The following is a 25,013-nucleotide window of genomic DNA, read 5'->3' as shown; positions in this document are numbered from 1 at the left end:
TGGGCGATTGCGCCTGGTTCGTCAACGAATGGAGGAACTTGCAAGCCGGGCCATGGTGCGCCGCACCTGCGTCCGGGGCTGGCCGATGGAACGAGCGGGCTGTGCTAGGGCGCGGGTATCACGGTTGTCACGGGCCTTCCGGCTCCTGCAGGCGTTGCAGCTCGCGCCGCACCATGCTGGCGTAGGCTGCCGGGCGCAAGCTGTAGATCTGTGCAGCCACCCAGTTCAGCCAGGCGCCCTGCAAGACCGTCTTCTGCTGGAACAGGCGCAGGGCCTCGTTGCGCGCGTCAGCCAGATGCTGCTGGTGGAATTCGGCGCGGCTCAGGCTCGTCACTCGCTGGCCTTGAAGCTGATCAGTTCGCCCTTGCGCCATTTGGCGGCCTTGGCGGACACCGCCTTGAGGGTCTTGGTCAGGCCTTCCTGCAACTGTTCGTTGGCGGCGAACACCATCACCACCGACTGGCCTTCCCGGAACACGATCCCCTGCCCCAGCGGGCTGCTGACGAAGGCGTAGTCGCCCAGGCCATAGACCGTCAGCTTGATCTCGCGAAAGCGGATTTCCATCTTGCCGCCTTCGCGACTGGGCAGCACCGCCGCCCGAAAATGATCGCCGACCTTGAGTTCCAGGCGCGGCTTATCGTCCACCACCATCGCCGACTCGGTATCGAGTTCGGCGATGTAGATGCCTTCGGCGGATTGTTCGGTGACATAGACAAAACGAGATTGAAACTGCTTGACCAGCTTTGCGCGCAAATCACCCAAAACAAACAACGCATGCATTTCAAGATTACTTACTGCCAAGGAAAGCTCCCCGATACTCAAATAATGCTGCCCTTGAAAAAATGGACAGCACAAAAAACCGCCATGGCGGCGTACTTACCTCGAACGATCAACCGGAAAAGTCACCCATATGAGCCTGGTACCGCTGCAGCCACGGGCGCTGGGCAAAGGGCATTTCGCCGATGCGGCAGGCTCGTGTCGAAGGCAGGAAAGTAGGCTCAGGGCCCGAAAAACATGGCTTTGCGCAATCAGGAATGGATGCTGGAACAGGCTTGCAGGCCCAATACGTCTAGTAACATGAATCCCTGGATCGGCAGCCACTTCGGGCGGCACAGGCAATTCTAGAGCAACTTTGGGCATTTCGACCATTCAAAGCGATCTTCCGCTGCATACAGGCCCAGTCAAGCACAACAGCCGCGCAGCCATGCAGCAGGTAATACTGCCTTGGACACCTCCTTCGACAAGGCGCGATTCTAACTCTCCCCTCTCCTTGATACGGCTAGGCATGGACAAGATTAGTCGTAAGAAATGTCAACTCTGCTCGTCAGAACATTTACAACCTGAGTAGGACATGACCTGACTCAAGATCTGGCAGCAAACCGCGCGCCATACTCGACAGCGAACTTTTCGACCGCATCCTGCGGACCTTTGATACTCATTCACCCTGGGAGCAGGCAGGAAATGACCGAGCTGGATATTGGCGAATTCTTCATCCGCGGCCAGTGCCGGGAAGTCAGGGGCGAATTCCAGGCCGTGATCGCCCTGCGGGCCAAGCCGCCAAGCAATCGGGTCGGTTTGTACCAGGTCGAGCGCGACCGCTGGTTCAAGACCCCAGCACAAGCCGCAGCCGCCGCCAGGGCATCGGCCCGGGCCCTCAAGCAGGCCATCGACCAGGGCGCGCTGGACGCTTGAGTCATTGAGCCGGAACCCGGCCCGCAAGTCCGACAGTACCCGGGGCAGCGTTCAAGCCGAGTGCTTGAGCGGCCTCCGGCCCGGCTTGAGCACCGCCAGCTGCTCCACCCAGGCCAACTGGCACTCCTGGGCTTCGGCGCGCGTGGCAAAGGCAGTACCACGCTGCTCACCGTTGACCAGCACCACCCAGCACACCTTGCGTCCCAAGGCCCGCAACGAAGCGGGCACTCCACTGCCAATCATCACCGCCACATCGACTTTGCCGTGCATGGAGTCTTCTCCGGAAAATAGTTAGCTGACTAATGATGTCTCATGCTAATAATTTCCCGCTCCACGCGACATGCCTGATTCTGCACAGCACAATTGCACCATCGGTAACAATGACGGGCCTCATGAAGCCCGTTGCGGTGGCGCCTGCTCCGGTTTGTAGCCCAAGCGCAACCCACCCCAATGCCGGCCCAGGACCATGATCGGCACCGACAGGTCATGCATCAGCTCACCGGTGTCGCGGGTATAGGTCTGCAGCAGCAACGGTTGCTGGTGGCTGCCACAGCGGATGCCCGTACGGTCGGCAAACTTGCGCTTGCTGCGGTTATGCAGGTTGTCCACCTGGGGATCGCCGGTCAGCGGCTGGGAAAACGCCTTGTTATGGGTTGGCACATAACCTTCCTGGGTACAGGCGATGGCAAACACCAGGCCATCATGACGTGACAACAGCGACTCCTGGATCGGCGGCAGCACCTGGTCGGTATAGCGGTCGAAGCGGGTCTGGTACCTGGCCGGCTCCGTATTGGCGATCAGCTGATAGTGGCGGTCGAACAAATCATCGAGGGCAACGCGCTTGCCTGCCAGGTCCGCTTCGAATTGCTCGGCGATACGCCGTGCACCTTCGCGGGCCAGGTCATAGATGCGCTGGTGATAATCGTCCAGGCCCACCACGGCCAGGCGCTCGCTGATGGTTTCCGCCTGCCCTTCCATCTGTACCGCTGCCTGGGCCAGGCTGCGGGTCTGCTGGTCGCTGACCGCCAGGTCGCTGCGCATCTGCTCTACGGCATGGAACAGGCTGTCGAGCTGCTCGCGATTGGTCTGCGCCCCCCGGGCAATCTCGCTGACCTGCTCCTCGACCCCGGCAGCCAGGCGGGCGATGTTGTCCAGGTGGCGTCCCGTGTGTTCCACCTGCTCGACCCCCTGGCTCAGATCGTCGGACAGCTGGCGAATCTGCTCCACCACATCGCTGGTGCGCTGCTGGATATCGGCCACCATCACCCCGACCTCATCGGTGGCGGTGGCGGTACGCCCGGCCAGGCCGCGCACCTCGTCGGCGACCACGGCGAAACCACGGCCATGCTCGCCGGCGCGAGCGGCCTCGATGGCGGCATTGAGCGCCAACAGGTTGGTCTGGCTGGCGATGGACTGGATGACCAGCGCCACCCGCTGGATTTCTTCGCTGCGCTGGCTCAGGGCCTCGATCAGCTCGCGGCTGTCATTGGCCCGCTGGCTGAGCAGGTGCATGCGGGTGATGGACTCGCCCAGTACGCTGCGCCCTTCGGCGCTGCTGGCATGGGCTTCGCTGGCGGCGCCCAGGGCTTGGAGGCTGAGCTGCGAGGTGACCTGCTCGGTCTTGATCATGACCTCGGCGTTACCGACGATGCTCACTGCGGCATCCAACTGCGATTGCAACTTGCCGGCCAGTTGGGTTACCGAGTACGCCACGGCGGCGGCGGACAATGCGTTGTGGGTAGTGCCGTAGGACAGATCGCGGGTCAGTGCCGACAGCTCGGTATCGGCCGCGACCGCCGTGGTCTCCAGCGCCTTGCGCGTGCGCCAGCGAGGCAGCCAGACCACCAGCACCGCCAGCGGCAGGCACAGGTACAGCGGCCAGCCCCCCAGGGCTTGGCCCGCGAACAACGCCATCAAGGCTGCGCTCTGCAGGGTCGGCGCCCACCAACGTCCCCCATCGTCGCTGGCCAGCGGCTGCGCGACAGGCGCCGCGAGAGATCCTTCTCTTGACATCTTGGTCACCCCATATCGTTCTAATTGTTTTCCGGCATTAAACGCCACTAGAAGGCCATTATCCATGGTCCCTTAGTAGGAATCAGAGCAGCGGCAAGCTTGCAGCCATAAACGGCAAGAGACGTTTGGGGAGGTATTATTCAGAGTCTTCCGGGAGGGATGTTGCAGTAGATCAAGGGAAATGGAAGACGAGCTGCGGATATCGCACAGGATTACCGCGAGGGGGGAGGTTCGCCCTCCAGTGCGCAGCGCTGGCTAGGCTGCGCCCCTGGAGGCAAGAATGCACTTGAAACACTGACAGCTTGCAGCTGCCTTTAAGCTTGGCGCTGGTGCTTGTCGATCTGCTCGTGGCGCTCTTGGGCTTCGATGCAGTACTTGGTGGTCGGGCTGATCAGCAGGCGCTTGAGGCCGATCGGCTCGCCGCTGTCGTCGCACCAGCCGAAGCTGTCGTCACTGATCCGGCCCAGGGCCTGCTCCAGCTGCGGCAACATGCGCTGGTCGCGATCGATGGCGTTGACCAACCAGGTGCGCTCTTCTTCGACGGAAGCGGCGTCGGCCGGGTCAGCCGGGGTATCCAGGCTTTCAATGGCGATCCGGTTCTGCTCGATGCGCTCGTGGGTTTCCACCTTCATGGCTTGCAACAGCTCAGTGAAAAAAGCGTGTTGCTCGGCATTCATGTAGTCATCCGCCGGCATGGCCAGCAACTTTTCCTTGGTCATTGATTTCTCTATAAAAAATACGTGCATTAAGGCGAATTCAAACTGTTTCCGGTTGACCCGTCAGGTCATCAGAAAGGCGCCATACCTTCCAAGCGCCACCCGGCACTCAATTTACGAGGGGCGGCAGTCTAAGGCCGGTTTGAGGGCGCAGCAACTGAAATGACAGCGAATCTGTCCGACAAACCGCACAAAGCCCGCAATTGCGGGCTTTGGGGCGGATGATCGGAGTGCTTTTATAACAAAAAATTCAATGGGCACCGCTCTTTTAGAAGACAAACGGCAGTACCGGACGGCGGATTTGGCTATTTCTGCGACAGATTACCGCCCTTTCCCTCCCCCTTCCGCCATCGGCATCAGCGTTTTAACTTGCGCTTGTTGCGGTACTGGTCGATGACCACCGCCACCACGATGATCAGCCCCTTGATGATGTCCTGGATATAGGCATCGACACCGACGAAGGTAAAGCCGCTGGCCATCACCCCCAGGATCAGCGCGCCGATCACCGTGCCGGTGATGCGCCCCACGCCCCCGGCCAGGCTGGTGCCGCCGATCACTGCAGCGGCAATGGCATCCAGCTCGTAGGACATGCCCATCCCCGCCTGCCCGGTGGCGGCCCGGGCCGAGGCCACCACCCCGGCCAACCCGGCCAGCAGCCCGGCGATGCTGTAGACGATCACCAGGTGGCGCTTGACGTTGATCCCCGACGTGCGCGCCGCCTGCATGTTGCCGCCAATGGCATAGGTGTATTTGCCGTAGCGGGTGTAGCGCAGGGCGACATGGAAAATCACCGCGACCACCAGGAAGATCACCACCGGCATCGCCCCGTGGCCAATGGCGGTGTAGGAATCGGACAACATGCTCACCGGCTGGCCCTGGGTGTAGTAGCGCGCCAGGCCACGGGCCGAGACCATCATTCCCAGGGTAGCGATAAAGGGCGGGATGCCGCTGAGGGCGATGATGCTGCCGTTGATCGCCCCCGCCAGCAGGCCCACTCCCAGCCCCGCCAGCACCGGGATCCATACCGGCAGATCGGTCAACCCGGGGAACACCGCGCGGCTGAAGTCGGAAGTCTGCGCCAGGCTGGCGGCGATCATCGCCGACAAGGCCAGCACCGAGCCCGAGGACAGGTCGATGCCGGTGGTGATGATCACCTGGGTCACGCCGATGGCCAGCAGGCCAATGACCGAGACCTGGAGAATCATCAGCACCAGGCGCTGGGAATTGAGCAAGAAGCTCTGCTCGCGAACCACCCAGCCGGACAGCTCGAACACCAGGGCGATGCCGATCAGCACCAGGAAGATACTCAGTTCGGTCGGCAGGCGCCGACGGCTCTTGGCCGGTGCCAGGGCCGGTTTGTTTTCCAGTATTGCGTTCATCACCGTCCACCTTGATCAGGGGCGGCGCCATTGGCGGCGGCCGGCCCAGGTTGAATGTCGCGTGTCGCCGCTAGTGTTCCAGGGCCAGGCCCGAGGCCAGTTGCATCACCCGCTCCTGGCTCGCTTCGCTACGGTCCAGGGTGCCCATCAGCTGCCCCTCGTGCATGACCAGCACCCGGTCGCTCATGCCCAGGACCTCGGGCAGCTCCGAGGAGATCATCAGCACCGCCATGCCTTCGCCGGCGAGTGTGGCGATCAGGCGGTAGATCTCGGCCTTGGCCCCGACATCGATGCCCCGGGTCGGCTCGTCGAGGATCAGGATCCGCGGCCGGGTCATCAGCCAGCGGGCCAGCAGGGCCTTTTGCTGGTTGCCGCCAGACAGGGTGTCGATGCACTGCTCCAGCGACGGGGTCTTGACCCGCAACTGGCGACACATGTCCTCGCACAGCGCACGCAGGGCCTTGTGCTTGACGAACCCCGCCCCGGCATAGTGCTTGAGCACCGCCACTTCCATGTTCTCCAGCACCGACAGGCAGGGAAACAAGCCGCTGAGCTTGCGATCCTCGGTGAGCAGCGCCAGGCCCTGGCTGATGGCCACGTGGGGCTCGCCAATGCGCAACACCTGGCCATCGAGGATGATCTGCCCGCCATCGGCCGGGGTGATGCCGAACAGGGTCTCGGCCACGTTGGTCCGCCCCGAGCCCATCAGCCCGGCGATACCGAGGATCTCGCCGGCATGCAGGTCGAACGACACCCCCTCGAACACCCCGTCCAGGCGCAGGTCGCACACCTGCAGCAAGCGCTCGCCGATGGGCTGGTCACGCGTGGGAAACAGCTGGCTCAGCTCGCGCCCGACCATCATCGAGATCAGGCTGTCGCCGTCCAGGTTCTCGGCCCGTTGCAGGCCGATGTAGGTGCCATCGCGGAACACCGCCACCTCATCGGCGATGGCGAACACTTCGTTCATCTTGTGGGTGATGTAGATGATGCCCTTACCCTGGGCCTTGAGGTCGGCGATGATCGAAAACAGGTGGGCCACTTCCTTGTCGGTGATGGCCGAGGTCGGCTCGTCCATGATCAGCACATCGGAGTCATAGGACACCGCCTTGGCGATCTCCACCATCTGCCGCTCGGCAATGCTCAGGTGGCCCACCTGTTCCTGGGGATCGAGCTCGATGCGCAGGCGCGCCAAGAGCGCGGCGGTGGCCCGATGCATCGCCCGATGATCGACCAGGCCCAGCCGGCCCAGCGGCTCGCGGCCGATCCAGATGTTCTCGGCGACGCTCATGTGCGGCATCAGGTTGAGTTCCTGGTGGATCATGGCGATCCCCGCCTCCAGGGCCGCCAGTGGCGAGGCGAAGCTCACCGGCCGGCCCTTGAGGCGCAACTCGCCGGCATCGGGCTGGTAGATCCCGGCGATGATTTTCATCAGGGTCGACTTGCCGGCCCCGTTCTCCCCCATCAACGCCAGCACAGTGCCGGGACGTACCCGCAACTGCACCTCTGACAGGGCCACCACCCCGGGAAAGCCCTTGCTGACATTGATCACCTCCAGCAGGTAAGGCTCGATGACGGGGGTGATCCCGGCCGGATTCGAAACGGACGCACAGGCGTTCATGCTCAGCTACTCCCGCCGCCAGGCACCCAGGGCGCCCGGTCGGCTTGCTCGGTGAATGAGGCCCGGCTACTTGAACTGGGCGACGTTGTCCGGAGTGATCAACCGATACGGGATCCACACCGCAGCCTCCACCGGCTGCTGGTTGATCATCTTCACCGCGGTCTCCACCGACCCTTCGGCCTGGCCCTTGGCGTCCTGGAACACCGACACCGCCAGCTCGCCGCGCTGCACCGCGCGCAGCCCGTCGGGGGTACCGTCGACCCCGGCGATCAGCACGCTGCCGCGCGCCACCCCGGCCTGGTTCAAGGCCATGGCGGCGCCGATGGCCATCTCGTCGTTGTTGGCCACCACGGCGTTGAACTCGCGGCCCTGGGTCAGCCAGTCGTTGACCAGGGTCATGCCGCGGTCGCGCAGCCAGACCCCGGTCTGCTCCTGGTCGACCCGGATGCCCGGGTACTTGGCCAGCACCTCCTTGACGCCCTTGGTGCGATTGGCCGTGGAGTTGTTGGCCAGGTCCCCCAGCAGGATCACCACGCTGCCCTTGCCGCCCATCTTGTCCGCCAGGTACTGCATCTGCATCCGCCCGGCCTCCAGGTCGTCGGAGGCCACGGTGACCACCCCCTTGGGCAGCGCCAGGTCATCCGGGCGGCGGTTGACGTAGACCAGCGGGATCCCAGCCTTGACCGCCGCCTCGGTGATCTTGCGAGTGGCGGCGGTGTCCACCGGGTTGACCACGATGGCGTCGACCTTCTGGCTGACGAAGCTTTCGACCTGGCTCAACTGCTTGACCACGTCGCTGCGGGCGTCCTCGAACTGCAACTGCACGCCCTCGGGCATGGACTTGGCCTTCTGGTCCATGGACTCGCGCAGGTAGGTCAGCCAGGTGTCGTCGAACTGCGACATGCTCACACCGATCCGCACCTGGGCCTGGGCCACGCCGCTGGACAGCAGCAAGGCCAGGGCCAGGGAAACCACTCGGGTCTGGATATTCATCAAGGGTGCTCTCCACGTTGTTGTCGGTTGGCGGCTCGGGCGCCGCCGCGGCTCAGGCGCGTGAATACAGGACCGGGGCGCCGGGCATGCAGCCCAGCAGCGAACCTTGGTGTTCGACGCACAGGCAACCCAGCAGCGACAGCAAGCGGGAGGACCAGGGAGTGCGAGGCATCTCGCGAGGGAGAGTGGCACCTGCCCGGGAGGGCAATGGCGTGGCAGAGCGAGGGATCTTCATCGACGGCACCTGTGTTGTTTTTGTTGGATGGCTGGCCAGGACACCAGGCAGAACCTGAAGACCCCGGCAGCCTGGGTAGTCGGCAACCTGGAAACGACTCTATTGGAAAATATTTTCTATATCAACTCATTTTAGAATTTTGTTGCAAGCCCTGTTCAAGCCCCATTCGAGGGCCTGCCCAGGGCCTTGGCCCGGGCCTCTCAGCCATAGAATGCGGGGCGCGGCGGCAAGTGCACCGGCACGATGGCCCCGCTCTGCTGGGCCTGGATGCAAGCGTCGGCAGCCACCGCTGCCGCCAGGCCGTCCCAGGCCGAGGGGCCACCCACCTGCCCTGCCGCCACGGCATCGATAAAGGCTTGCAGCTCGACGTCATAGGCGGCGATGAAGCGCTCCTTCCAGTCCATGAGGATGGCGCTGGACAGGTTGGCCGCGCTGCGCAGCTGCACCTGGGGCGGCTCGGGCAAGCGCGCGATCCCGCTCTCGCCCACCACCTCGCACTGGATGTCGTAGCCGTATTGGCAGTTGACGAAAATCTCCACATCGATCCGCACCCCACGGGCGGTCTCCAGCAGCACGATCTGCGGGTCGCGCAGTTGCCCATGGGCCTTGCTCGAAACCCGGGGGAACAGCACCTGCACCGAGACGTAGTCGTCGTCCAGCAACCAGCGCAGCACGTCCAGTTCGTGGATCAGGGTGTCGGTAATGGCCATGTCGGTCTTGTAGTTCGACCCTACCCGCGGATTGCGGTGGGCACAGTGCAGCATCAGCGGCGTGCCGATCCGACCGCTGTCCACCACGGCCTTCAGCGCCTGGTAACCCGCGTCGTAAGGGCGCATGAAGCCCACCTGGACCAGGCGCTTGCCATGGGCCAGCTCGGCCTCGACGATGCGCCGGCAGCCCTCGGCGGTCACCGCCAGGGGTTTCTCGCAGAACACCGGCTTGCCGGCGGCGATAGCCGCCAGCACGAATTCCTCGTGGCTGGGGCCCCAGGAGGTGACCAGCACCGCCTGCACCTGGGGCGAGCGGATCAAGGCATGGCCGTCTGCATGGACTTCAGCCTGCAATTGCAGGTCGTCGACCACCCGCGCCGCCTGTTGCCGATCGATGTCGGTCACGGCCACGACCCGGCTGCCCTGCAGGGTCTGGCTGCAACGCCGGATGTGATCCTGGCCGATGGCCCCGGTCCCGATAACGCCTAGCTGCAAAGACATGGATGTACTCCTGTGGTTGTTCGTGGCAAAGGATCAATACTGGCGGGCCCTGGCCAGTTCGGCGGCAATGGCCCGGGACGCGGCGGCAACCCGCTCGCTGTCAGAGACTTGTGCCACCCCCACATGCCACCAGGACTGGTAGCCGTGGAGCATGGTCTTGGGCAGGACCTTGATGTCGATCAGGGTCGAGACCGTCTGCCGGCGGGCATCCGCCAGGGCCGCCTGCAACTGCTCGAGACTGGTCACCCGGTAGGTCTTGCAACCGTAGGCCGCGGCGCTCATGGCGTAGTCCACCGGGATCAGGCCGCCGTCGAGCCGGCCCGTGAGCGGGTCGCGATAGCGAAATTCAGTGGCGAAGCTGTCCTGGCCCTGGCCCAGTTGCAGGTTGTTGATGCAACCGAAGGCCATGTTGTCCAGCAATACCAGGTTGATCTTGCGTCGCTCCTGGAGCGAGGTGACCAGCTCCGAATGTAGCATCAGGTAGGAGCCGTCCCCCAGCAGCGCATAGACCTCGCGCCCAGGCTCGGCGAGCTTGACCCCCAGGGCCGCGCCGACCTCGTAGCCCATGCACGAATAGCCGTACTCCACGTGGTAGCTGTTGAGCCCCTTGCTGGCCCAGCTGCGCTGCAGGTCACCGGGCAGGCTGCCGGCGGCGGCGACAATCACCGCATCTTCGTCCAGCACCTGGTTGAGCACGCCCAGGACCTGGCTCTGGGTCAGGCAGGAGCCGGTGAGCTCGATGAACTCGCGCAGCACCGCCGGGTCCAGTGAGTCGTCGACCTCGGGCACGAAGGCCTGCGCCGAATACTGCACGCCATGCAGGCGCTGCACCTCGGCCGCCAACTGCGCCTTGGCCGCCGCCACCTGCTCGCCCCAGCCGGCGCGATAGTCACGCTCCACCAGGACCTGCGACAGGCCCTGCAAGCCGGCCCGCGCATCGGCCAGCAACTGCACCCCATCGAGCTTCAGGGCATCGCCGGGGTTGACGTTGAGATTGAGGAACTGCACCTGCGGATGCTGGAACAGCCATTTCGAGGACGTGGTGAAATCGCTGTAGCGCGTCCCCACGCCGATGATCAGGTCGGCCTCCCGGGCCAGCAGGTTGGCCGCCAGGCAGCCCGTCTCGCCAATGCCGCCGACGTTCAGCGGATGGCTCGAGAGCAGCGCACTCTTGCCCGCCTGGGTCTCGGCCACGGGAATCGCGAAACGCTCGGCGAACGCCTGCAGCGCCTCGCCGGCAGCGGAGTACTTGACCCCGCCGCCACAGATAATCAGCGGCCGGCGCTTGCCCAGCAGCAGCGCCGCGGCATCGGCCAGCATGGCCGCGGTGGGCAGGCGCCGATCGATACGGTGGACCCGGCGGGCGAAGAACGCCTCGGGATAGTCGTAGGCCTCGGCCTGTACGTCCTGGGGCAGCGCCAGGGTCACCGCGCCAGTTTCCGCCGGGTCGGTCAGCACCCGCATGGCCTGCAATGCGGCACTCATCAATTGTTCCGGACGGTTGATCCGGTCCCAGTACTTGCTCACGGCCTTGAAGGCATCGTTGGTGCTGATGCCCAGGTCATGGAACTGCTCGATCTGCTGCAACACCGGGTCCGGCTGGCGGCTGGCGAACACATCGCCGGGCAACAGCAGCAAGGGGATGCGATTGGCCGTGGCGGTGGCGGCCGCGGTCAGCATGTTCGCCGCGCCAGGCCCCACCGAGGCGGTACAGGCATAGACCTGCCGGCGCAGGCGCTGCTTGGCGAAACCGATGGCCGCGTGGGCCATGCCCTGCTCGTTGCGCCCCTGGTGCACCTGCAGGCCACCCGGGTCCTGCTGCAGGGCCTGGCCGATGCCCAGCACGTTGCCGTGGCCGAAGATGGTGAAGACTCCGGCGACGAAGCGGCTCTGTTGTCCATCCACCTCGACGTACTGGTTGTCGAGGAACTTCACCAGGGCCTGGGCCATGGTCAGGCGTAGCGTGCTCATTTCAGCTCCTTACAAGGGATAGGGGCATGGCGCCGGGCACTCACTCCAGGGCCTGGCGCAGATGGTCGATGCTGGCGCCCAGGGCCTGGCGGACATCCACCCGGCCATGGACGCAGGCGGCGAAAGGCTCGAACGACAGGTAGCCGGTGTAGCCCTGGTGCAACAGCGCCTTGAGTTGCGCCACGTTGCCGAGCCGATCCGCCGCGCCCACCAGCACCCGATGGCCATCGCGCAACAGACCCAGGGGCGCCTGCGCATCTTCGACCCCAGAGATGTGCACCAAGCCGGTCAGTTCGGCGAACAGCTCCTGCTCTCCAGCCAGGCGGTGATGGAAGGTGTCGTGCAGCAGGCGCAGGACATCCAGGCTGGCGGTATCGCGAACGGCCTCCAGCGCCAGGCGCTTGCTGCGCAAGGCGCTCTCTTCAAAGCCCAGGGGCTCGATGAAGCCATACAGGCCATGCCGGCGCAGTACCGGGGCGATTCCCTCGAGGGCGCTGCGCAGCGCCAGCGCCCGCTGCGTGGCATCGCGCGGGTCCCCGGCCTCATTCAGCGGACACAGCACCAGCCCCCTGGCACCGCAGGCCACGGCATACTCGGCCAATTGCCGCAGTTGCCGCTCGCGCTCCGGGTTCCAGACATCGAAGGGGTACAGCGCATTGATCGACAACACCCGCACGCCACGGCTCGCGCACAGCTCGCGAACCCGCTCCGGCGGCGTGCCATCGGTGATTTCCACGCCCGGCAGGTCGTTGCGCAACTCGATGGCATCGATCTGCAACTCCAGCGCCAGGTCGAGGAATTCCACCAGCGACAAGCTCGGCGCGACCATCCGGTTCAAGGCAAAACGCAAGGGCCGGGGCATGTGGCTGACTCTCCCTATGGCGTGGCGCTCTCAGAGATCGAGCAGCCAGCTGTGCTGCGGATCGTTGTGGAATTGCCAGGCGCGTTTCGGCCCGGCCATGACATTCAGGTAATAGGACTGGTAGCCGTACGGCACGCAGACAGGGTGATAGCCCTCGGGGACCACCACCAGGTCGTGGTGCTCCACGGCCATGGCTTCGTCCAGCCGTCGATCGTCGGTGTACACCCGCTGGAACACGAAGCCCTGGGGCGGGTCGACCTGGTGGTAGTAGGTCTCTTCGAGAAAGCTCTGGTGCGGCAGGTCGTCGGTGTCGTGCTTGTGGGGCGGGTAGCTGGAGGAGTGCCCGGATGGCGTGCGCACCTCCACCACCAGCAGCGAATGCGCAGGCTCGCTGGCCGGCAGGATGTCGCAGACGTAACGGGTATTGGCGCCCTTGCCCCGTACGCTGTGCGCGCACTGCTGCGGGCGGATCAGCCGCGGCGCCAGCCCGGCCTCGCGGCAACCGGGGGCTGCGCAGACCGCCAGCTGCACCGGGTCCAGCGCGGTGATCCGGGCCTGGCTGCCCGGCGGCAGGTAGACGGCGAACGGCGCCAGGTCCTCGAACACCGATTGGCGCTCGCCGATCCCCTCCCAACGGAATGCACCATGCCCCGGTGCCTCGCCCTCGACCCGCACATGCCCGGCCAGCAGCACCAGGCATAGCTCGCGTTCACCGGCACTGACCGGCAGGCTTTCGTCCGGGCCCAGGCGGTAGGCGGCGAAACCCACGTACTGCAAACGGCCTTCCTCGAGTCGCACCAGCTCCTGGCCCGCGCCCGTGCCCTTGACCAGCAGGCTCATTGAGCAGCCCTCCCGTGCCCGGCACTGGCCAGCAAGGCGCGCAGGGTGTCGTAGCCTTTGCGGGCATAGACCTCGCTGGGGGCCACCGCCGGGTCCTGCTCGGCCTCCACCACCAGCCAGCCCTGGTAACCCGCGCCCAGCAACACCTGCAGCAATGCGGCAAAATCCAGGTCGCCATCACCGGGCACGGTAAAAGTGCCGTTGACGATACAGTCGGGAAAACTCCAGAGCTGGTTGCGCGCCAACTGCACCACCGGCTTGCGCACATCCTTGAAATGCACATGGCAGACCCGCCCGACATGCCGGCGCAACACCTCCAGCGGCTCTGCACCGCCCATGTAGCAATGCCCGGAGTCGAACAGCAGGCCCACCTCGGGGCCGCTGCGGCGCATCAGTTGGTCGATGTCCTGCGGTGATTCGACGTAGGCGCCCATATGGTGGTGATAGGCCAGGCGCACGCCCTGGGAGAGGGTGAAACGGGCCAGCTCGGTGAGCTTGTCGGCATATGCCTGCCAGGCCTGTTCGGTATGAAAGCGCGGGCGCTCCACCAGGGCGATGGGTTGGCCCTGGATCGAGTCGGCCACCTCGCCATAGACCAGCACCGTGGCGCCATTGTGCGCCAGCAACTGCACATGGGCGGCGATGGCTTCGATCTCCTCGGCCACCGAGCGCCGCGCCAGTTGGCCGCTGTACCAGCCGGAAACCAGCGCCAGCTCGTAGGGCCGCAGCACCTCGGCCACCCCCTGGGCATCCTTGGGGAACTTGCCGTTGAGCTCGAAGCCCTCGTAGCCGATGGCCTTGCCTTCGGCCAGCGCCGTGTCCAGGGGTGTCTCGCCCCCCAGGGACGGCAGGTCGTCATTGCTCCAGGAAATCGGGTTGATGCCAATTCGGATCGCGGGCATGGCTGCACCTTTTATTGTTGTTCGGATCGCACTCTAAAAAACCGCCTCGCCACCAAGGCCTGGGGCGTTCACGGGCGGGCGCTGCGCCAGGCCTCGATCAACTGGACGAACGTACCCTGTACTTGCTCGATCAGCTGCTGGTCGTCGATCTCCCCTGCCAGCCAGGCACGACTGGGCTCCTGGAAGATCGTGCGACCCACGGCAAAGCCCCGGCAACTGCTGCTGCCGGCGGCCTGGCGAAAGCCCTCGGCCAGGGCCTGGGGCGAGGCGTTGAGCCCCAGCAATACCACCCCACGGCAGTAGGGATCACGCTCCTGGATCAACTGGTCCAGGCGCTGCCACTGCTCGCGATCCTGGGCCTCGATCTTCCACCAGGCCGGGTAGATGCCCAGGTTGTAGAGGCGCTTGATGGCCCGGTACAGCACCTCGGGATGGGCCCCGGGCAAGTCCTTGGGCGGGATGACCTCCAGCAGCAACTCATGGCCGCTGGCCTGGGACGCCTGGTACAGGGCGCGGATCTGCGCCTCCTGCTCCAGGCGCAGCATGGGTTCGTCATCGGGATGAAATTGCACCAGGCACTTGATGATCTGCTCCTGGGGCCAGGCGATCAGGTTGCTGCCAATGGCCCGGCCCTGCTCAAACACCAGGGGCCGCGATCCCTGCAGTTCCACCGGGCGTGCCACCCACCAGCCACGACCGGTGGCGGCGTTCAGTGCATCCTGGCCGAAGCGCTGGTCCGCCAACACGCCGACATCGGCCTCGACGCCCTGGCGTCGCAGATCAGCCTCGACCCGCTGCACCGCCTCGACGAACAGCAGCTTGAGTTGTTCGATGACCTTGAGCTCGCGCCCACCCTGGCGGGCCAGCTCCACCAGTTGCCCGCGATGATCGAAGGCGAAGATGAACAGCGGCCGCCACGCCTTGCGCGGCACGCTGACCTGGTGCAGGCGCCGCAGGGTCGGATCCTGGTCCGGACGGGTGATGGGCCGCGGGCTGCCGAACAGGTAGTCGAGCTCGGCACGGGTCGGCATTGCCGGGGCACAGGCGTGGCGCGAGACCACCAGGGCACCGCAGGCATTGGCCAGCTGGCAGCAGCGCTCATCGTCCGCCCCCTCCAGCCAGCCACTGAGAAATCCTGACATGAACGCATCGCCGGCGCCCAGCACGTTCAGCACCTCGACCTGCACGCCCTGGTGCACCTGCAACGCCTCCAGATGGCCGGGAATGGCCCCATGGATCACCGTGCAGCCCCTGGGGCCGAGCTTGACCACCAGGGTCGCGGCCGTCAGCTCGCGCACCCGGCGCAGGGCCGCCAGCAAATCCGGCTCGCCCCCGGCGATCAGGAATTCCTCCTCGGTGCCGACGATCAGTTCGAAGCGCGGCAGAATGCCCTGCACATGCTGGCTGACCTGGCGGTCGGCGACGAAGCGGGTCTGGCCATCGGCCTTGGCCGCCAGGCCCCAGAGCACCGGCCGATAGTCGATGTCCAGTACTCGCCGCACCCCATGGCGCTCGGCATAGTCGAGGGCCTGGATGCTGGCGCGGTAGACCTGGTCGCTGGAAAAATGCGTGCCGGTGATCAGCAGCGCCTTGCTGGAGGCGATGAAGGCCTCGTCGATGTCCTCGGCGGCCAGGGCCATGTCGGCGCAGTTCTCGCGATAGAACACCAGGGGAAAGCTCTCGCGATCCTTGAGGCCCAGCAGGACCAGGGCCGTCAGGCGCTCGGGATCGACCCGCACGGCGCGGGTGTCGCAGCCTTCGCGCTGCAAGGACTCCAGCAGGAAGCGCCCCATGTGGTCGTCGCCGACCCGGGTCAGCATCGCCGACTTCAGGCCCAGGCGCGCGGTACCGAAGGCGATGTTGGCGGACGAGCCGCCAAGGTACTTGGCAAAACTGGCGACATCTTCCAGGCGGGCCCCCACTTGCTGCGCGTAGAGGTCGACGCCCAGGCGTCCGAGGCAGATCAGATCCAATTGACGCCCACTGGCAAAGCGATCCTGGCCCATGCTGGCTCCTGTTATTGTTATCAGCCGCTGCCTGCCGCCGGTTCCTCGGCAAGCACTCTTGGTGGGTGCAGCCTAGAACGGCTTTCACTGCCAAATCAATATTTATTCTAATTATTTTTACATGGAATATTTTTTCCACTAAAGTTCGTTGCACGCCGGAATCTGTGCCCTGCATCGATTCAGCAATGCGCTGCAGGCCCCGGCCGGCAAGATTTTCCCGGCGCCGACCCTGTAGACTGCCCGCAGTCCGCCTAGTCTCAGGGGCGATACCCAGGCTCGCCCCATCAGCACCCGTAAGAAGGATTGACCATGCCCCAGACCGATCAGCCGGCCTTGTCCGAAGGCACCCCGGACAGCGACCTCGCCACTCGCCCGCTCGATGCCGAGGGCCTGCTACAGCTGATCGCCCAGGAATACGAAAGCCTGCCGCGCCAGCTCAAGCGTATCGCCAGCTACATGAGCCAGCAGCGCGACCGGATCATGGTCGATCGCATCAGCGACATCGCCCGCGAATGCGAAGTGCATCCCTCGGCCATCGTGCGTTTCTCCCAGCGCCTGGGCTTTCGTGGCTTCAGTGACATGCAGGCGTTGTTCCGCGAGGCCTATACCCACAAGGCCACGCCGGTGCAGAACTACCAGCAGCGCATCCGCAGCCTGATCGCCAACAAATCACAGAAGGCCAGCAGCGCCGACCTGGCTCGCGACTGCATCGGCGCCACCCTCTCGGGGATCGAGCGCCTGGAACAGGAGCTGGACGAGGCGGCCCTGGAGCGAGCCGTGGACCTGGTGGTCAATGCCGAGAACATCTACGTGGTGGGGGTGCGGCGCTCCTTCGCGGTGGCCGACTACCTGGTCTACAACCTGCAGCACACCAACAAGCGCATCCACCTGGTCTCGGGGCTCGGTGGCAGCTACCGCGAGCAGATGCGCAGCATCCGCCCCGGCGACCTGGTGATCGCCATCAGCTTCACCCCCTACGCCAAGGAAACCCAGCACTGCCTGCGGATTGCCCAGCACCACCAGGCCAAGACCCTGATCATCACCGACAGCACCCTCTCGCCCCTGGCCAAGCGCGCCAACAGCGTGCTGCTGGTCAACGAGGGCAGCTCGTTCGCCTTCCGTTCGCTGAGCGCCACCTTGTGCCTGTGCCAGGCGCTGTTCATCGCCGTGGCCTACCGCCTGGAGCTGAAGATGGATGAAATCCACGAGCAAAGCGGCTTCGAGGATTAGCCGCGCAGCGGGCGCCTCATTCGTAGATCTTGCCGCAGTACAGGAACACCGCGAAGCACTTCCACGGTGAGGCGTCGGCCAACCCCTGGCTGGCGCCCATGGCACTGGCTTCGGCCCAGGCATGGGCGGAGTCGAGGAAGTCCTCGATGGAGTCGTTCTGCCAGTCGCTGGCTTGGCGTCGATCGGCACTCAAGGCCTGGACGAACGCCAGGAAACTGCGCTCATCCACCACTTGCTGCAAGGCTTGATCCAGGTCCACGGTTACCTCGGGGTCATCGGTGCCTGCCAGGCCAGGCCCATGCGCAGCAACTCCTTGCGCAAGATCGGCCGTTCCAGGCAGTGCAGGCCATTCACGGCCGGGCACTCTAGCAGCCGGTCCAGCTTCTGCGCACTCGCGGCTCCACCACTGAGCAAGTAGCTGCGCCCCTCGCCGAGGCTGATCAGGTTCAGCAGCCAGTCATCGCCCCACTGCCCCAGCACCCTTTCGATCAAGGGCCGTTGCTGGCGCAGCAAGCGATCGGCATTCCACAAGGTCAACTGGGCGAAACGCCTGGGCAGGTTGCTCTCTTCACCGAGGACTTTCAGGTCCTTGTGCAGGGCCTGCTCCAGTTGTTCCTCGATCTGGCGCTGGCACTGGTCGAAGTAGCGTGCAGGCCATTGCTCGTCTAACCCGGCGTGCCGGGCCAGCACGGCATAGGCCTGGCGATCGGCATCGGTGCAGACCTGGGCAGTGAAGTTCAGGGTGTTGTCGAGAATCCCGGCTGCCAGCAACTGCGCACTGTCGCGGCTCATCTGCGGCAACAGCCCCGAGTCGCGCCAACGCTCGTAGACCTGGGTACAGGCGGCGCCGATCCGGCGAATATCCGCACGGGGGCCAAGGCGCTCGATCCAGAACGGCTCGAACCCCGGATGATGATCGATGACTTCCACCACCCGCTCCAGCGCCACCAGCGGGTCCAGGTGCAGGTGATTGGAAACGTCCACCAGCACGAACACATCGTCGTCGCCGATCGGCACCGGTGCATCCAGCCCCTTGCAGTTATGGCGCAGGGCCTGGGGAATGCTTTCGTTCAGTGGTGCGCTGCTCAGGGCCCGGGCCGGACGGCCGCGAAGGTTGAGCCATTCGGCGTAGGCGATACAGCCGGCGTAGGCATCCATGTCCAGGTAAGCCGCGCCGGAGGTGACAATGATCATGACATCCCTGTGGTGTACGAAGACCCGCGGGCCGGGGTGCCGAGCATGGCGGGCGAATATGACCAAAGCATGACAATCAGCACCTGACCAGGCCGGCCTCGGCCACCAGCAGGCTTGCCAGACGCGCAGCGCTGTAGCGGATCTGCGCCGGGCTCAGGGCCGCATAACCGATGATCACGGCCGCTGGCCGACCGGGTCGCTGGCAATGCTCGGCCAGGCCCTGCAGGTCGATGCCAGCCTCGGCGGCGCGTTGGCGAAAACGCGCCTCATCGCTACCGGCCGGCAGCTGCAACAGCAGGTGCAGGCCGGCCTGCTGCCCGGTAATGCGATAGCAGTCCGGCGCCTCCCGGGCCAGGATCTGCAGCAGCAGGTCGCGACGCTCCTGGTAAGCCTGGCGGGCGGCCCGCAGATACCGCAGGAACGCACCGCTGGCGATGTAGTCGGCCAGGGCCACCTGTTCGATCACCCCGACCGAACGCCCGGTGTTCTGCAAGGTCGCCAGCAACCGCTCGCGCAACGCCTGCGGCACCAGCATGAAACCCACCCGCAGGCCGGCGAACAGCGTCTTGTTGAAGCTGCCGCAGTAAATCACCCGGTCATCGAGGTCCAGGGACTTGAGGGCCGCCAGGGGGGCGCTCTGGTAATTGAATTCACTGTCGTAGTCGTCCTCCACGATCCAGGCCTGGCTGGCGCGCGCCCACTCCAGCAGTGCCAGGCGCCGCGATACCGGCATGCTCATGCCCAGGGGGGCCTGGTGCGCCGGGGTCACGTAGACCATGCGCGCATCGCGATGACGATGCAGGTACTCCACGTCGATCCCCTCCTCGTCGACCGGCACCGGCACCCATTGCGCACCGGCCAGGGTGAACAACTCCCTGGCCGACAGGTAGCCGGGGTCTTCCAGGCAGACCTTGTCGCCCCGGTGCAGCAGGCTGCGGGCCAACAGATCGAGGCCATGGCGAATGCCCGTGGTGACCATCACCTGGTCCGGGTCGCAGACAATGCCGCGGTGCTGCCCCAGGTACTGGGCGATCTGCTGGCGCAGCAGCGGCAAGCCAGCCGGATCGGGATCGCACAGCAATTGCGCCGGGGCCGCAGCCAGGGCCCGGGTCAGGGTGCGGGCCCACAGAGCCAGGGGAAACAGCGTAGGGTCGGCGAGCCGGGCGACGAAGGGTTGCCCGGCACGTACGCCCTGGGCTCGGGGGCGCGGGCCCGCAGGCTGTTCGGGCCGTGGCGCCCCAGGGGGCAGTGCCTTCAGGTAGAGGTCCGGCACCACCGCGCAGACCCGGGTCCCGGAACCGGACACGCGGCTGACGTAGCCCTCGCTGCGCAAGCGATCGAACACCGCTTCCAGGGTGCCTCGGGACAGGGACCAGCGCTGGGCCAGGGTCCGGGTCGACGGCAGTCGGCAGCCGGCCGGCAAGCGCTTCTCCAGGATCGCCTGGCGCAGGGCGCCATAGGCACTGTCCTGCTTGCCCAGGCCCTCGCCCAGGGCCTGGGGCAGCGGCAGGTCCAGCGGAACAGGGTGTTTTCCACGACTCATAGTGGTCCACTCGATACAGGTATAAATGGCTCTCGGCATTAAACCATAAAGGCCTTAGTTTTCTGCCCATGCCCTACCTGCCGAGCCATCCATGAAACCGACCACCGAAACCCCGCTCCTTGCCTCTACGGCCCCACAAGCGCTGGCGCCCTGGCTCTGGACCCTGCTGTTGCTGATCGTGGTCTGCCTGCCGCGGATCAGCATCGACCTGTACCTGCCGGCCTTGCCCGCCATAGCCGACGCGCTGGGCGCCAGCGACCAACAGCTGCAACTGACCCTGAGCCTGTACATGCTCGGCTATGCCTTCTCGATGCTGCTGGGAGGTCCCCTGTGCGATCGCTTTGGCCGGCGTCCGGTGCTGCTCTGGGGCATGGCGCTGTACCTGCTGGCCAGCCTGGCCTGCATGCTCGCCACCCGCGTCGAGGTATTGATGGCCGCTCGCTTGCTACAAGCCCTGGGCGGTTGCTGCGGCACGCTGGTGGGCCGGGTCATGGTCCGGGATCGCTGCACGCCTGCCGAACAGGCGCGGCTCCTGGGCCTGTTATCCATGGGGATCGCCCTGTCGCCCATGCTCGCACCTGTACTGGGCAGCCTGCTCGGCCACTGGCTCGGGTGGCGCGGCCTGTTCCTGTGCCTGAGCCTCTTGGCCGCCGCCGTGTGGCTGCTGATGCTGGCCAAGCTGGCCGAGACCCGTTCGCCCGAGGTGGCCCAGATGCCCCGCCAGAACCTGCCACGGCTCTACTTGCGGCTGCTGCGAAGCCGCTATTTCATGCGTTATTCCCTGGCCATCGGTTGCCTGTACTGCACCTACTTTCCCTTTATCCTGCAGTCGCCCGCCTTGCTCCAGCGCCAACTGGGGCTCTCCTCGAGCGCCTATGCCCTGGTCTTCGCCACCACAGTGGCCGGTTATCTATTGGGGTCGCGGTGGTTCCAGCGCCTGGCGCCACGCCAGGGTGCCGACCGCCTGATCGCCCGGGCCACGTTGCTCAACCTTGCAGGCGCCGGCCTGCTGCTGATCGCCCGCGGCTTCTGGCCAGACAGCCTGCTGGCCATCGTCCTGCCCATGCTGGCGATCATGTTGGCGGTGGGCCTGGCGATTCCGGCCTGCCAACTGGCGATCCTGCAACCCTATGCCGATGTGGCAGGCAGCGCTTCGGGACTGTTCTTCTTTATCCAGATGGGCATGACCGCCCTGTGTGGCCTGCTGGCCGATGCCCTGGTCGACAGCGCCGCCGGCTCCTTGCAAGCCCTGACGGGGTTGTTCAGCCTCGCCCTTGGCGTGGCCTGGTATGGCCTGCGCCCGCGACCGTAGCCGCCTAGCCCACGCCAGGCTCCAGCACAGGGCCAGGCAAAGGTACCCTGGCGCCCGTGCGCAGCCTGCGCCAGCGGCTCCACCGGGCATGGCCTGCCCCGGTGGCCGCTACCGAGCCCACGTGGTTGCGCCAGGTCCGCAGGACCTTCGGCGCACCACCGGGCAAGCGGATCGATCAGGCGAACAGCGCCTGTTTCTTCTGCGGTTCCAGGGCAAAACGCCGGGCCAGGAATGGCGTGATGTCCAGCGGCAGGGCCTCGTCGTTGACCAGCTTGTCCAACAGCACCCCGGTGATGGCCGAGGTCAGGATGCCGGTACGGAAGTGCCCACAGGCATTGAGGTAACCCTCCACCCCTTCCATCGGCCCGAGGATCGGCAGTTCATCCGGCGAACCGGGGCGCAGCCCCGCCCAGCAACGCTTGAGGTTGACCTGGGCCAGCTCGGGGATGCAACGCACCGCGCCCTGCACCAGGCCGTTGATTTCCGGGTAAGTGGTGCTGACGTCGAAGCCCTTGTCCTCGGTGGTGCTGCCGATGAGGATTTCGCCGTTGTCCTTCTGCGCCATGTAGCAGTCGCTGGTGGTCAGGCAACCATTGAGCAGCTTGGGCATGCGCTCGGTGAGCAGGATCTGGCCCTTCACCGGCTTCACCGGGATCTCCACGCCCGTGGCCTGCAGGCTCAGTTCGGCGGCCCAGGCACCGGCGGCGTTGATCAGGGTCGAGCAATGGAACAACCCGGCCTCGGCGGTCTGTACGCCGCTGACCCGGTTGCCCTGGTGCAGCACCCCGGTGACATTGGTATTGAAGTACACGTCCACGCCGTTCTGCCGGGCACCCTCGGTGTAGGCATCGGTGAGGCGGAATGGATTGACCTGGTGATCGCAGAGGAACTCCAGGGCACCCTGGGCCTCGTGGCTGATATTCGGCTCACTGGCGCGCAACGCCGCCTGGTCGAGCCAGCGCACCTGATCGGCCAGGTGCGGGATGCAGCCGACGATATGCTCGGCGTACAGGCGGTCTTCATCGTCATAGATGACGAACTTGAGCCCGGTCTGCTCGAACTTGAAGTCCATGTCGTGCAGGCCCATCAGTTCCCGGTGCAGGCGCGGATAGAGCTCGTTGGACTGCAAGGCGAAATCGAAGAACGACTGCGGCAGGATATGCGGCGTGCTGGAGTCCACCACCACGGCCGAACCCTGGGCCTCGCGCTTGCGGTTGGCCGACATCATGCGAAAGAAGATCACTCCACACCCCAGGCCCACCGACTCGCCGATGGCCCACAGGCCGCCGGCCGAGGCGCGGCTGGCATTGCCCGGGCGCTTGGAATCGATCAACGCCACCTTCAGGCCCTTGCGCTTGGACAGCTGGTAGGCGCAGGACGCCCCGATCACACCGCCACCGGCGATAACCACGTCATAGTGCTTAGTCATGCTTGGAGACCTCCTGGTCGGCCGGCGCAAAGGCAGAGAATGGAATCGGGTCCAGCGGGAAGCGCGGGCGAATCCAGCCCACGTCCTTGCGGCCCGTGGCCTGGCGCAGGCGGTCGCTGCAATAGCCCACGCACATCCGCCCCTGGCAATCGCCCATGCTCACCCGGGTGCGCATCTTCAGGCTGGCCATGTCCTCGACGCCCTGGGCCAGGGCCCGTTCGATATCGTTGCGGGTGGTGTGCTCGCAACGGCAGATCACCGTATCGCCCTTGGGCAGCTCTACCTGCCCGACACCGCGAGCGGTGTAGCGATCCACCGCACCGCGAAAACGCAGGATCGAGGCCAACTTGCGCTCATAGCCCTGGCGCCGTTGCAGGGCCTCTTCGTTACTCAGCACGTCGCGCTGCATGAGGATCGACAAGGCCGCGATACGCCCGCTGAGCATCGCCGCCTCGCCACCGCGGATGCCGCTCATGTCGCCGGCCAGGTGGATGTGCGGCTCGCTGCTCTGCTGCCAGACGTTGGCGTCGGCCCGCAGGTAGCCGTCGTCGCTGAAACTGTGCTCCAGGCCCATCTGCTGGCTGAGCTGGGTCCTGGGAATGAAGCCATAGCCGACGGCCAGGGTCTGGGCGGCTATGCGCTGGGCCTTGGACATGTCCGGTTGCCAGTCGCTGGAATACGGCGCCACGGTCACGACCCCCAGGGCACCTTGGCCCTGGGCCTCCACCACGCCCCAGCCATAACGCAGGGGGATGCCGTGGAGCTTGAGGTAGGCCAGCATGCTCAGGCCGTCGAGGAACAGTTGCGGCTTGTTGAGCATGGCCAGGCTCTGCTTGGCGATCTTGCCCAGGGCGCTGGCCTCGTAGACCCCGGCCACGCGCACCCCGCAAGCGTGCAACTGACACGCCACCAGCGGCAGCAAGGGGCCGGTCCCGGCGATCACCACCGGGCTCTGCGGCTTGACCACGCCACTCTTGATCTGTAGCTGCAAGCCGCCCAGCAGCTTGACCCCGGGCAAGGTCCAGCCGGGGAACGGCACGCTGCGTTCGTGACAACCGGCGGCCAGCACCAGTTGCCCATAGGGCACCTCCTGCACCTGCTCCTCGGCATCCAGCAACATCAGGCTGTGGCTGCCCTCGGCGCCGATCACCCGGCTGTTGAGGCGCACGTCGATCATCTGTTCATGGTCGCCAAAGGCGCCATGCAGCTTGGCCAGCACTTCGCAATAGCGAGGCCCCAGGTAATCGAGCTGCACGCCATCGCGCAGCGGTCCGCGATACACCACCCCGCCCAGGCGCGAGGCCTCTTCGACCAGGGTGCTGTGCACCCCGTGCTCGGCCAGTTCGATGGCCGCCGCCATACCCGCCGGCCCACCGCCGACGATCACCGGATTCAGGCTCATGAGTTGGGCTCCGTTTCACTGATGCGGTTGGCCAGCGTCTGCACCTGCATGCCCGGCTTGACCAGGGTCTGGCAAGCCCGGCGCTTGTGCCGGCCATCGATTTGTACCAGGCAGCAATGGCATACGCCCATGCCGCAGTAGGCGCCCACCAGTTGCCCATGGTCGTTGCGCGCCACCTGACGCAGGCCGGTGGCCTGGATCACGCTGAGGACGGTTTCGCCCAGGGCTGCGGTGACCGGCTGGCCATTGAGGCTGATGGTCATGTCCGCATGCTGCAGCGGCTGGATATCGAAGTTGCGGTCTATCTGACGCATTGCGGTTCATCCGTGAAGAGGTGAAAAGCGATTGCCGGCATCCTGCCGTCCGGGTCCCGACGGTCCGGAAATGGAGACGCGGCAACACCGCGGTTCCGAAAGCTCTGTCAGAACCGAGCGTGGGCCAAGCTAGTCGGTTTGTCGGACACGA

24 protein-coding genes are annotated in these 25,013 nt (G+C 65.4%); 3 read left to right on the top strand and 21 right to left on the bottom strand.

Features of this window, described 5'->3' with window-relative positions; translation table 11 throughout:
• Positions 1–127: 127 nt before the first annotated feature.
• Both I9018_RS13055 and I9018_RS13050 read right to left on the bottom strand, forming a co-directional pair.
• Positions 128–325: a hypothetical protein gene (locus I9018_RS13055; protein WP_083235649.1), complete on the bottom strand. Its 198-nt coding sequence runs from the start codon at positions 323–325 to the stop codon at positions 128–130.
• A gap of 5 nt (positions 326–330) precedes the next feature.
• On the bottom strand, positions 331–801 hold the full coding sequence (locus tag I9018_RS13050) for a hypothetical protein (protein ID WP_083235648.1): 471 nt from the start codon (positions 799–801) through the stop codon (positions 331–333).
• A gap of 660 nt (positions 802–1,461) precedes the next feature.
• On the opposite strand from I9018_RS13050, the gene I9018_RS13045 reads away from it, so the two are divergent.
• Positions 1,462–1,692, top strand: a complete 231-nt coding sequence (locus I9018_RS13045) for a hypothetical protein (RefSeq protein ID WP_068578218.1) — start codon at positions 1,462–1,464, stop codon at positions 1,690–1,692.
• Positions 1,693–1,743: 51 nt separating this feature from the next.
• On the opposite strand, the gene I9018_RS13040 is transcribed toward I9018_RS13045, so the two are convergent.
• The 13 genes from I9018_RS13040 to iolC all read right to left on the bottom strand — a co-directional run bounded on the left by I9018_RS13040 (position 1,744) and on the right by iolC (position 16,438).
• Positions 1,744–1,962, bottom strand: coding sequence for a hypothetical protein (locus I9018_RS13040; RefSeq protein WP_068578216.1), 219 nt, complete (start codon positions 1,960–1,962; stop codon positions 1,744–1,746).
• Positions 1,963–2,082: 120 nt separating this feature from the next.
• A complete protein-coding gene (locus I9018_RS13035) occupies positions 2,083–3,705 on the bottom strand; it encodes a methyl-accepting chemotaxis protein (RefSeq protein ID WP_124346590.1) in 1,623 nt (540 codons plus the stop codon).
• Positions 3,706–4,019: 314 nt separating this feature from the next.
• Positions 4,020–4,424 (bottom strand): TraR/DksA family transcriptional regulator, encoded by a 405-nt coding sequence (locus I9018_RS13030; RefSeq protein ID WP_022643977.1) that lies wholly within the window; start codon positions 4,422–4,424, stop codon positions 4,020–4,022.
• A gap of 353 nt (positions 4,425–4,777) precedes the next feature.
• Positions 4,778–5,800 (bottom strand): ABC transporter permease, encoded by a 1,023-nt coding sequence (locus I9018_RS13025; RefSeq protein WP_068578214.1) that lies wholly within the window; start codon positions 5,798–5,800, stop codon positions 4,778–4,780.
• Between the two features lie 70 nt (positions 5,801–5,870).
• Positions 5,871–7,418: a sugar ABC transporter ATP-binding protein gene (locus I9018_RS13020; protein WP_103326107.1), complete on the bottom strand. Its 1,548-nt coding sequence runs from the start codon at positions 7,416–7,418 to the stop codon at positions 5,871–5,873.
• Positions 7,419–7,484: 66 nt separating this feature from the next.
• On the bottom strand, positions 7,485–8,411 hold the full coding sequence (locus I9018_RS13015) for a sugar ABC transporter substrate-binding protein (protein WP_068578275.1): 927 nt from the start codon (positions 8,409–8,411) through the stop codon (positions 7,485–7,487).
• 52 nt (positions 8,412–8,463) lie between these two features.
• Positions 8,464–8,646: a hypothetical protein gene (locus I9018_RS13010; RefSeq protein WP_068595973.1), complete on the bottom strand. Its 183-nt coding sequence runs from the start codon at positions 8,644–8,646 to the stop codon at positions 8,464–8,466.
• Between the two features lie 200 nt (positions 8,647–8,846).
• Complete coding sequence (locus tag I9018_RS13005; RefSeq protein WP_241109696.1) at positions 8,847–9,857, bottom strand: Gfo/Idh/MocA family oxidoreductase; 1,011 nt, start codon at positions 9,855–9,857, stop codon at positions 8,847–8,849.
• A 33-nt stretch (positions 9,858–9,890) separates the two neighbouring features.
• Positions 9,891–11,828, bottom strand: coding sequence for a 3D-(3,5/4)-trihydroxycyclohexane-1,2-dione acylhydrolase (decyclizing) (gene iolD / locus I9018_RS13000; RefSeq protein WP_241109695.1), 1,938 nt, complete (start codon positions 11,826–11,828; stop codon positions 9,891–9,893).
• 40 nt (positions 11,829–11,868) lie between these two features.
• Positions 11,869–12,690 (bottom strand): TIM barrel protein, encoded by an 822-nt coding sequence (locus tag I9018_RS12995; protein WP_241109694.1) that lies wholly within the window; start codon positions 12,688–12,690, stop codon positions 11,869–11,871.
• 30 nt (positions 12,691–12,720) lie between these two features.
• Positions 12,721–13,530, bottom strand: coding sequence for a 5-deoxy-glucuronate isomerase (gene iolB / locus I9018_RS12990; protein ID WP_241109693.1), 810 nt, complete (start codon positions 13,528–13,530; stop codon positions 12,721–12,723).
• Positions 13,527–14,432, bottom strand: coding sequence for a myo-inosose-2 dehydratase (iolE, locus tag I9018_RS12985; RefSeq protein WP_241109692.1), 906 nt, complete (start codon positions 14,430–14,432; stop codon positions 13,527–13,529). The genes iolB and iolE overlap by 4 nt, the downstream gene beginning before the upstream one ends.
• Positions 14,433–14,500: 68 nt before the next feature.
• The gene (iolC, locus tag I9018_RS12980; protein WP_241109691.1) at positions 14,501–16,438 is read right to left on the bottom strand and encodes a 5-dehydro-2-deoxygluconokinase; all 1,938 of its coding nucleotides are present in this window, start codon (positions 16,436–16,438) and stop codon (positions 14,501–14,503) included.
• A 309-nt stretch (positions 16,439–16,747) separates the two neighbouring features.
• On the opposite strand from iolC, the gene I9018_RS12975 reads away from it, so the two are divergent.
• Positions 16,748–17,668, top strand: coding sequence for a MurR/RpiR family transcriptional regulator (locus tag I9018_RS12975; RefSeq protein WP_241109690.1), 921 nt, complete (start codon positions 16,748–16,750; stop codon positions 17,666–17,668).
• Between the two features lie 16 nt (positions 17,669–17,684).
• Here I9018_RS12975 and I9018_RS12970 read toward each other — a convergent pair whose 3' ends face one another.
• From I9018_RS12970 to I9018_RS12960, 3 genes are all read right to left on the bottom strand, one after another.
• Entirely contained in the window at positions 17,685–17,927 is a 243-nt protein-coding gene (locus I9018_RS12970; RefSeq protein WP_241109689.1) for a hypothetical protein, read from the bottom strand.
• A 2-nt stretch (positions 17,928–17,929) separates the two neighbouring features.
• The gene (locus I9018_RS12965) at positions 17,930–18,862 is read right to left on the bottom strand and encodes a DHH family phosphoesterase (RefSeq protein ID WP_241109688.1); all 933 of its coding nucleotides are present in this window, start codon (positions 18,860–18,862) and stop codon (positions 17,930–17,932) included.
• Positions 18,863–18,938: 76 nt separating this feature from the next.
• Positions 18,939–20,405 carry a PLP-dependent aminotransferase family protein gene (locus I9018_RS12960; RefSeq protein ID WP_241109687.1) on the bottom strand — a complete coding sequence of 489 codons (1,467 nt, stop codon included), beginning with the start codon at positions 20,403–20,405 and terminating at the stop codon, positions 18,939–18,941.
• Between the two features lie 91 nt (positions 20,406–20,496).
• On the opposite strand from I9018_RS12960, the gene I9018_RS12955 reads away from it, so the two are divergent.
• On the top strand, positions 20,497–21,717 hold the full coding sequence (locus tag I9018_RS12955; protein WP_241109686.1) for a multidrug effflux MFS transporter: 1,221 nt from the start codon (positions 20,497–20,499) through the stop codon (positions 21,715–21,717).
• A 175-nt stretch (positions 21,718–21,892) separates the two neighbouring features.
• On the opposite strand, the gene hcnC is transcribed toward I9018_RS12955, so the two are convergent.
• The 3 genes from hcnC to hcnA are packed head-to-tail and all read right to left on the bottom strand — an operon-like array spanning position 21,893 to position 24,862.
• Entirely contained in the window at positions 21,893–23,146 is a 1,254-nt protein-coding gene (gene hcnC / locus I9018_RS12950; RefSeq protein ID WP_241109685.1) for a cyanide-forming glycine dehydrogenase subunit HcnC, read from the bottom strand.
• The gene (gene hcnB, locus I9018_RS12945; protein ID WP_241109684.1) at positions 23,139–24,548 is read right to left on the bottom strand and encodes a cyanide-forming glycine dehydrogenase subunit HcnB; all 1,410 of its coding nucleotides are present in this window, start codon (positions 24,546–24,548) and stop codon (positions 23,139–23,141) included. Before hcnB ends, hcnC begins: the two co-directional genes overlap by 8 nt.
• Positions 24,545–24,862: a cyanide-forming glycine dehydrogenase subunit HcnA gene (gene hcnA / locus I9018_RS12940; protein WP_068578303.1), complete on the bottom strand. Its 318-nt coding sequence runs from the start codon at positions 24,860–24,862 to the stop codon at positions 24,545–24,547. Before hcnA ends, hcnB begins: the two co-directional genes overlap by 4 nt.
• Positions 24,863–25,013 lie beyond the last annotated feature (151 nt).

Source organism: Pseudomonas sp. MPFS, assembly GCF_022537035.1.
In the GTDB taxonomy this organism is placed as follows: Bacteria; Pseudomonadota; Gammaproteobacteria; order Pseudomonadales; family Pseudomonadaceae; genus Aquipseudomonas; species Aquipseudomonas sessilinigenes.
This window is presented reverse-complemented; position numbering and strand designations above follow the sequence as displayed.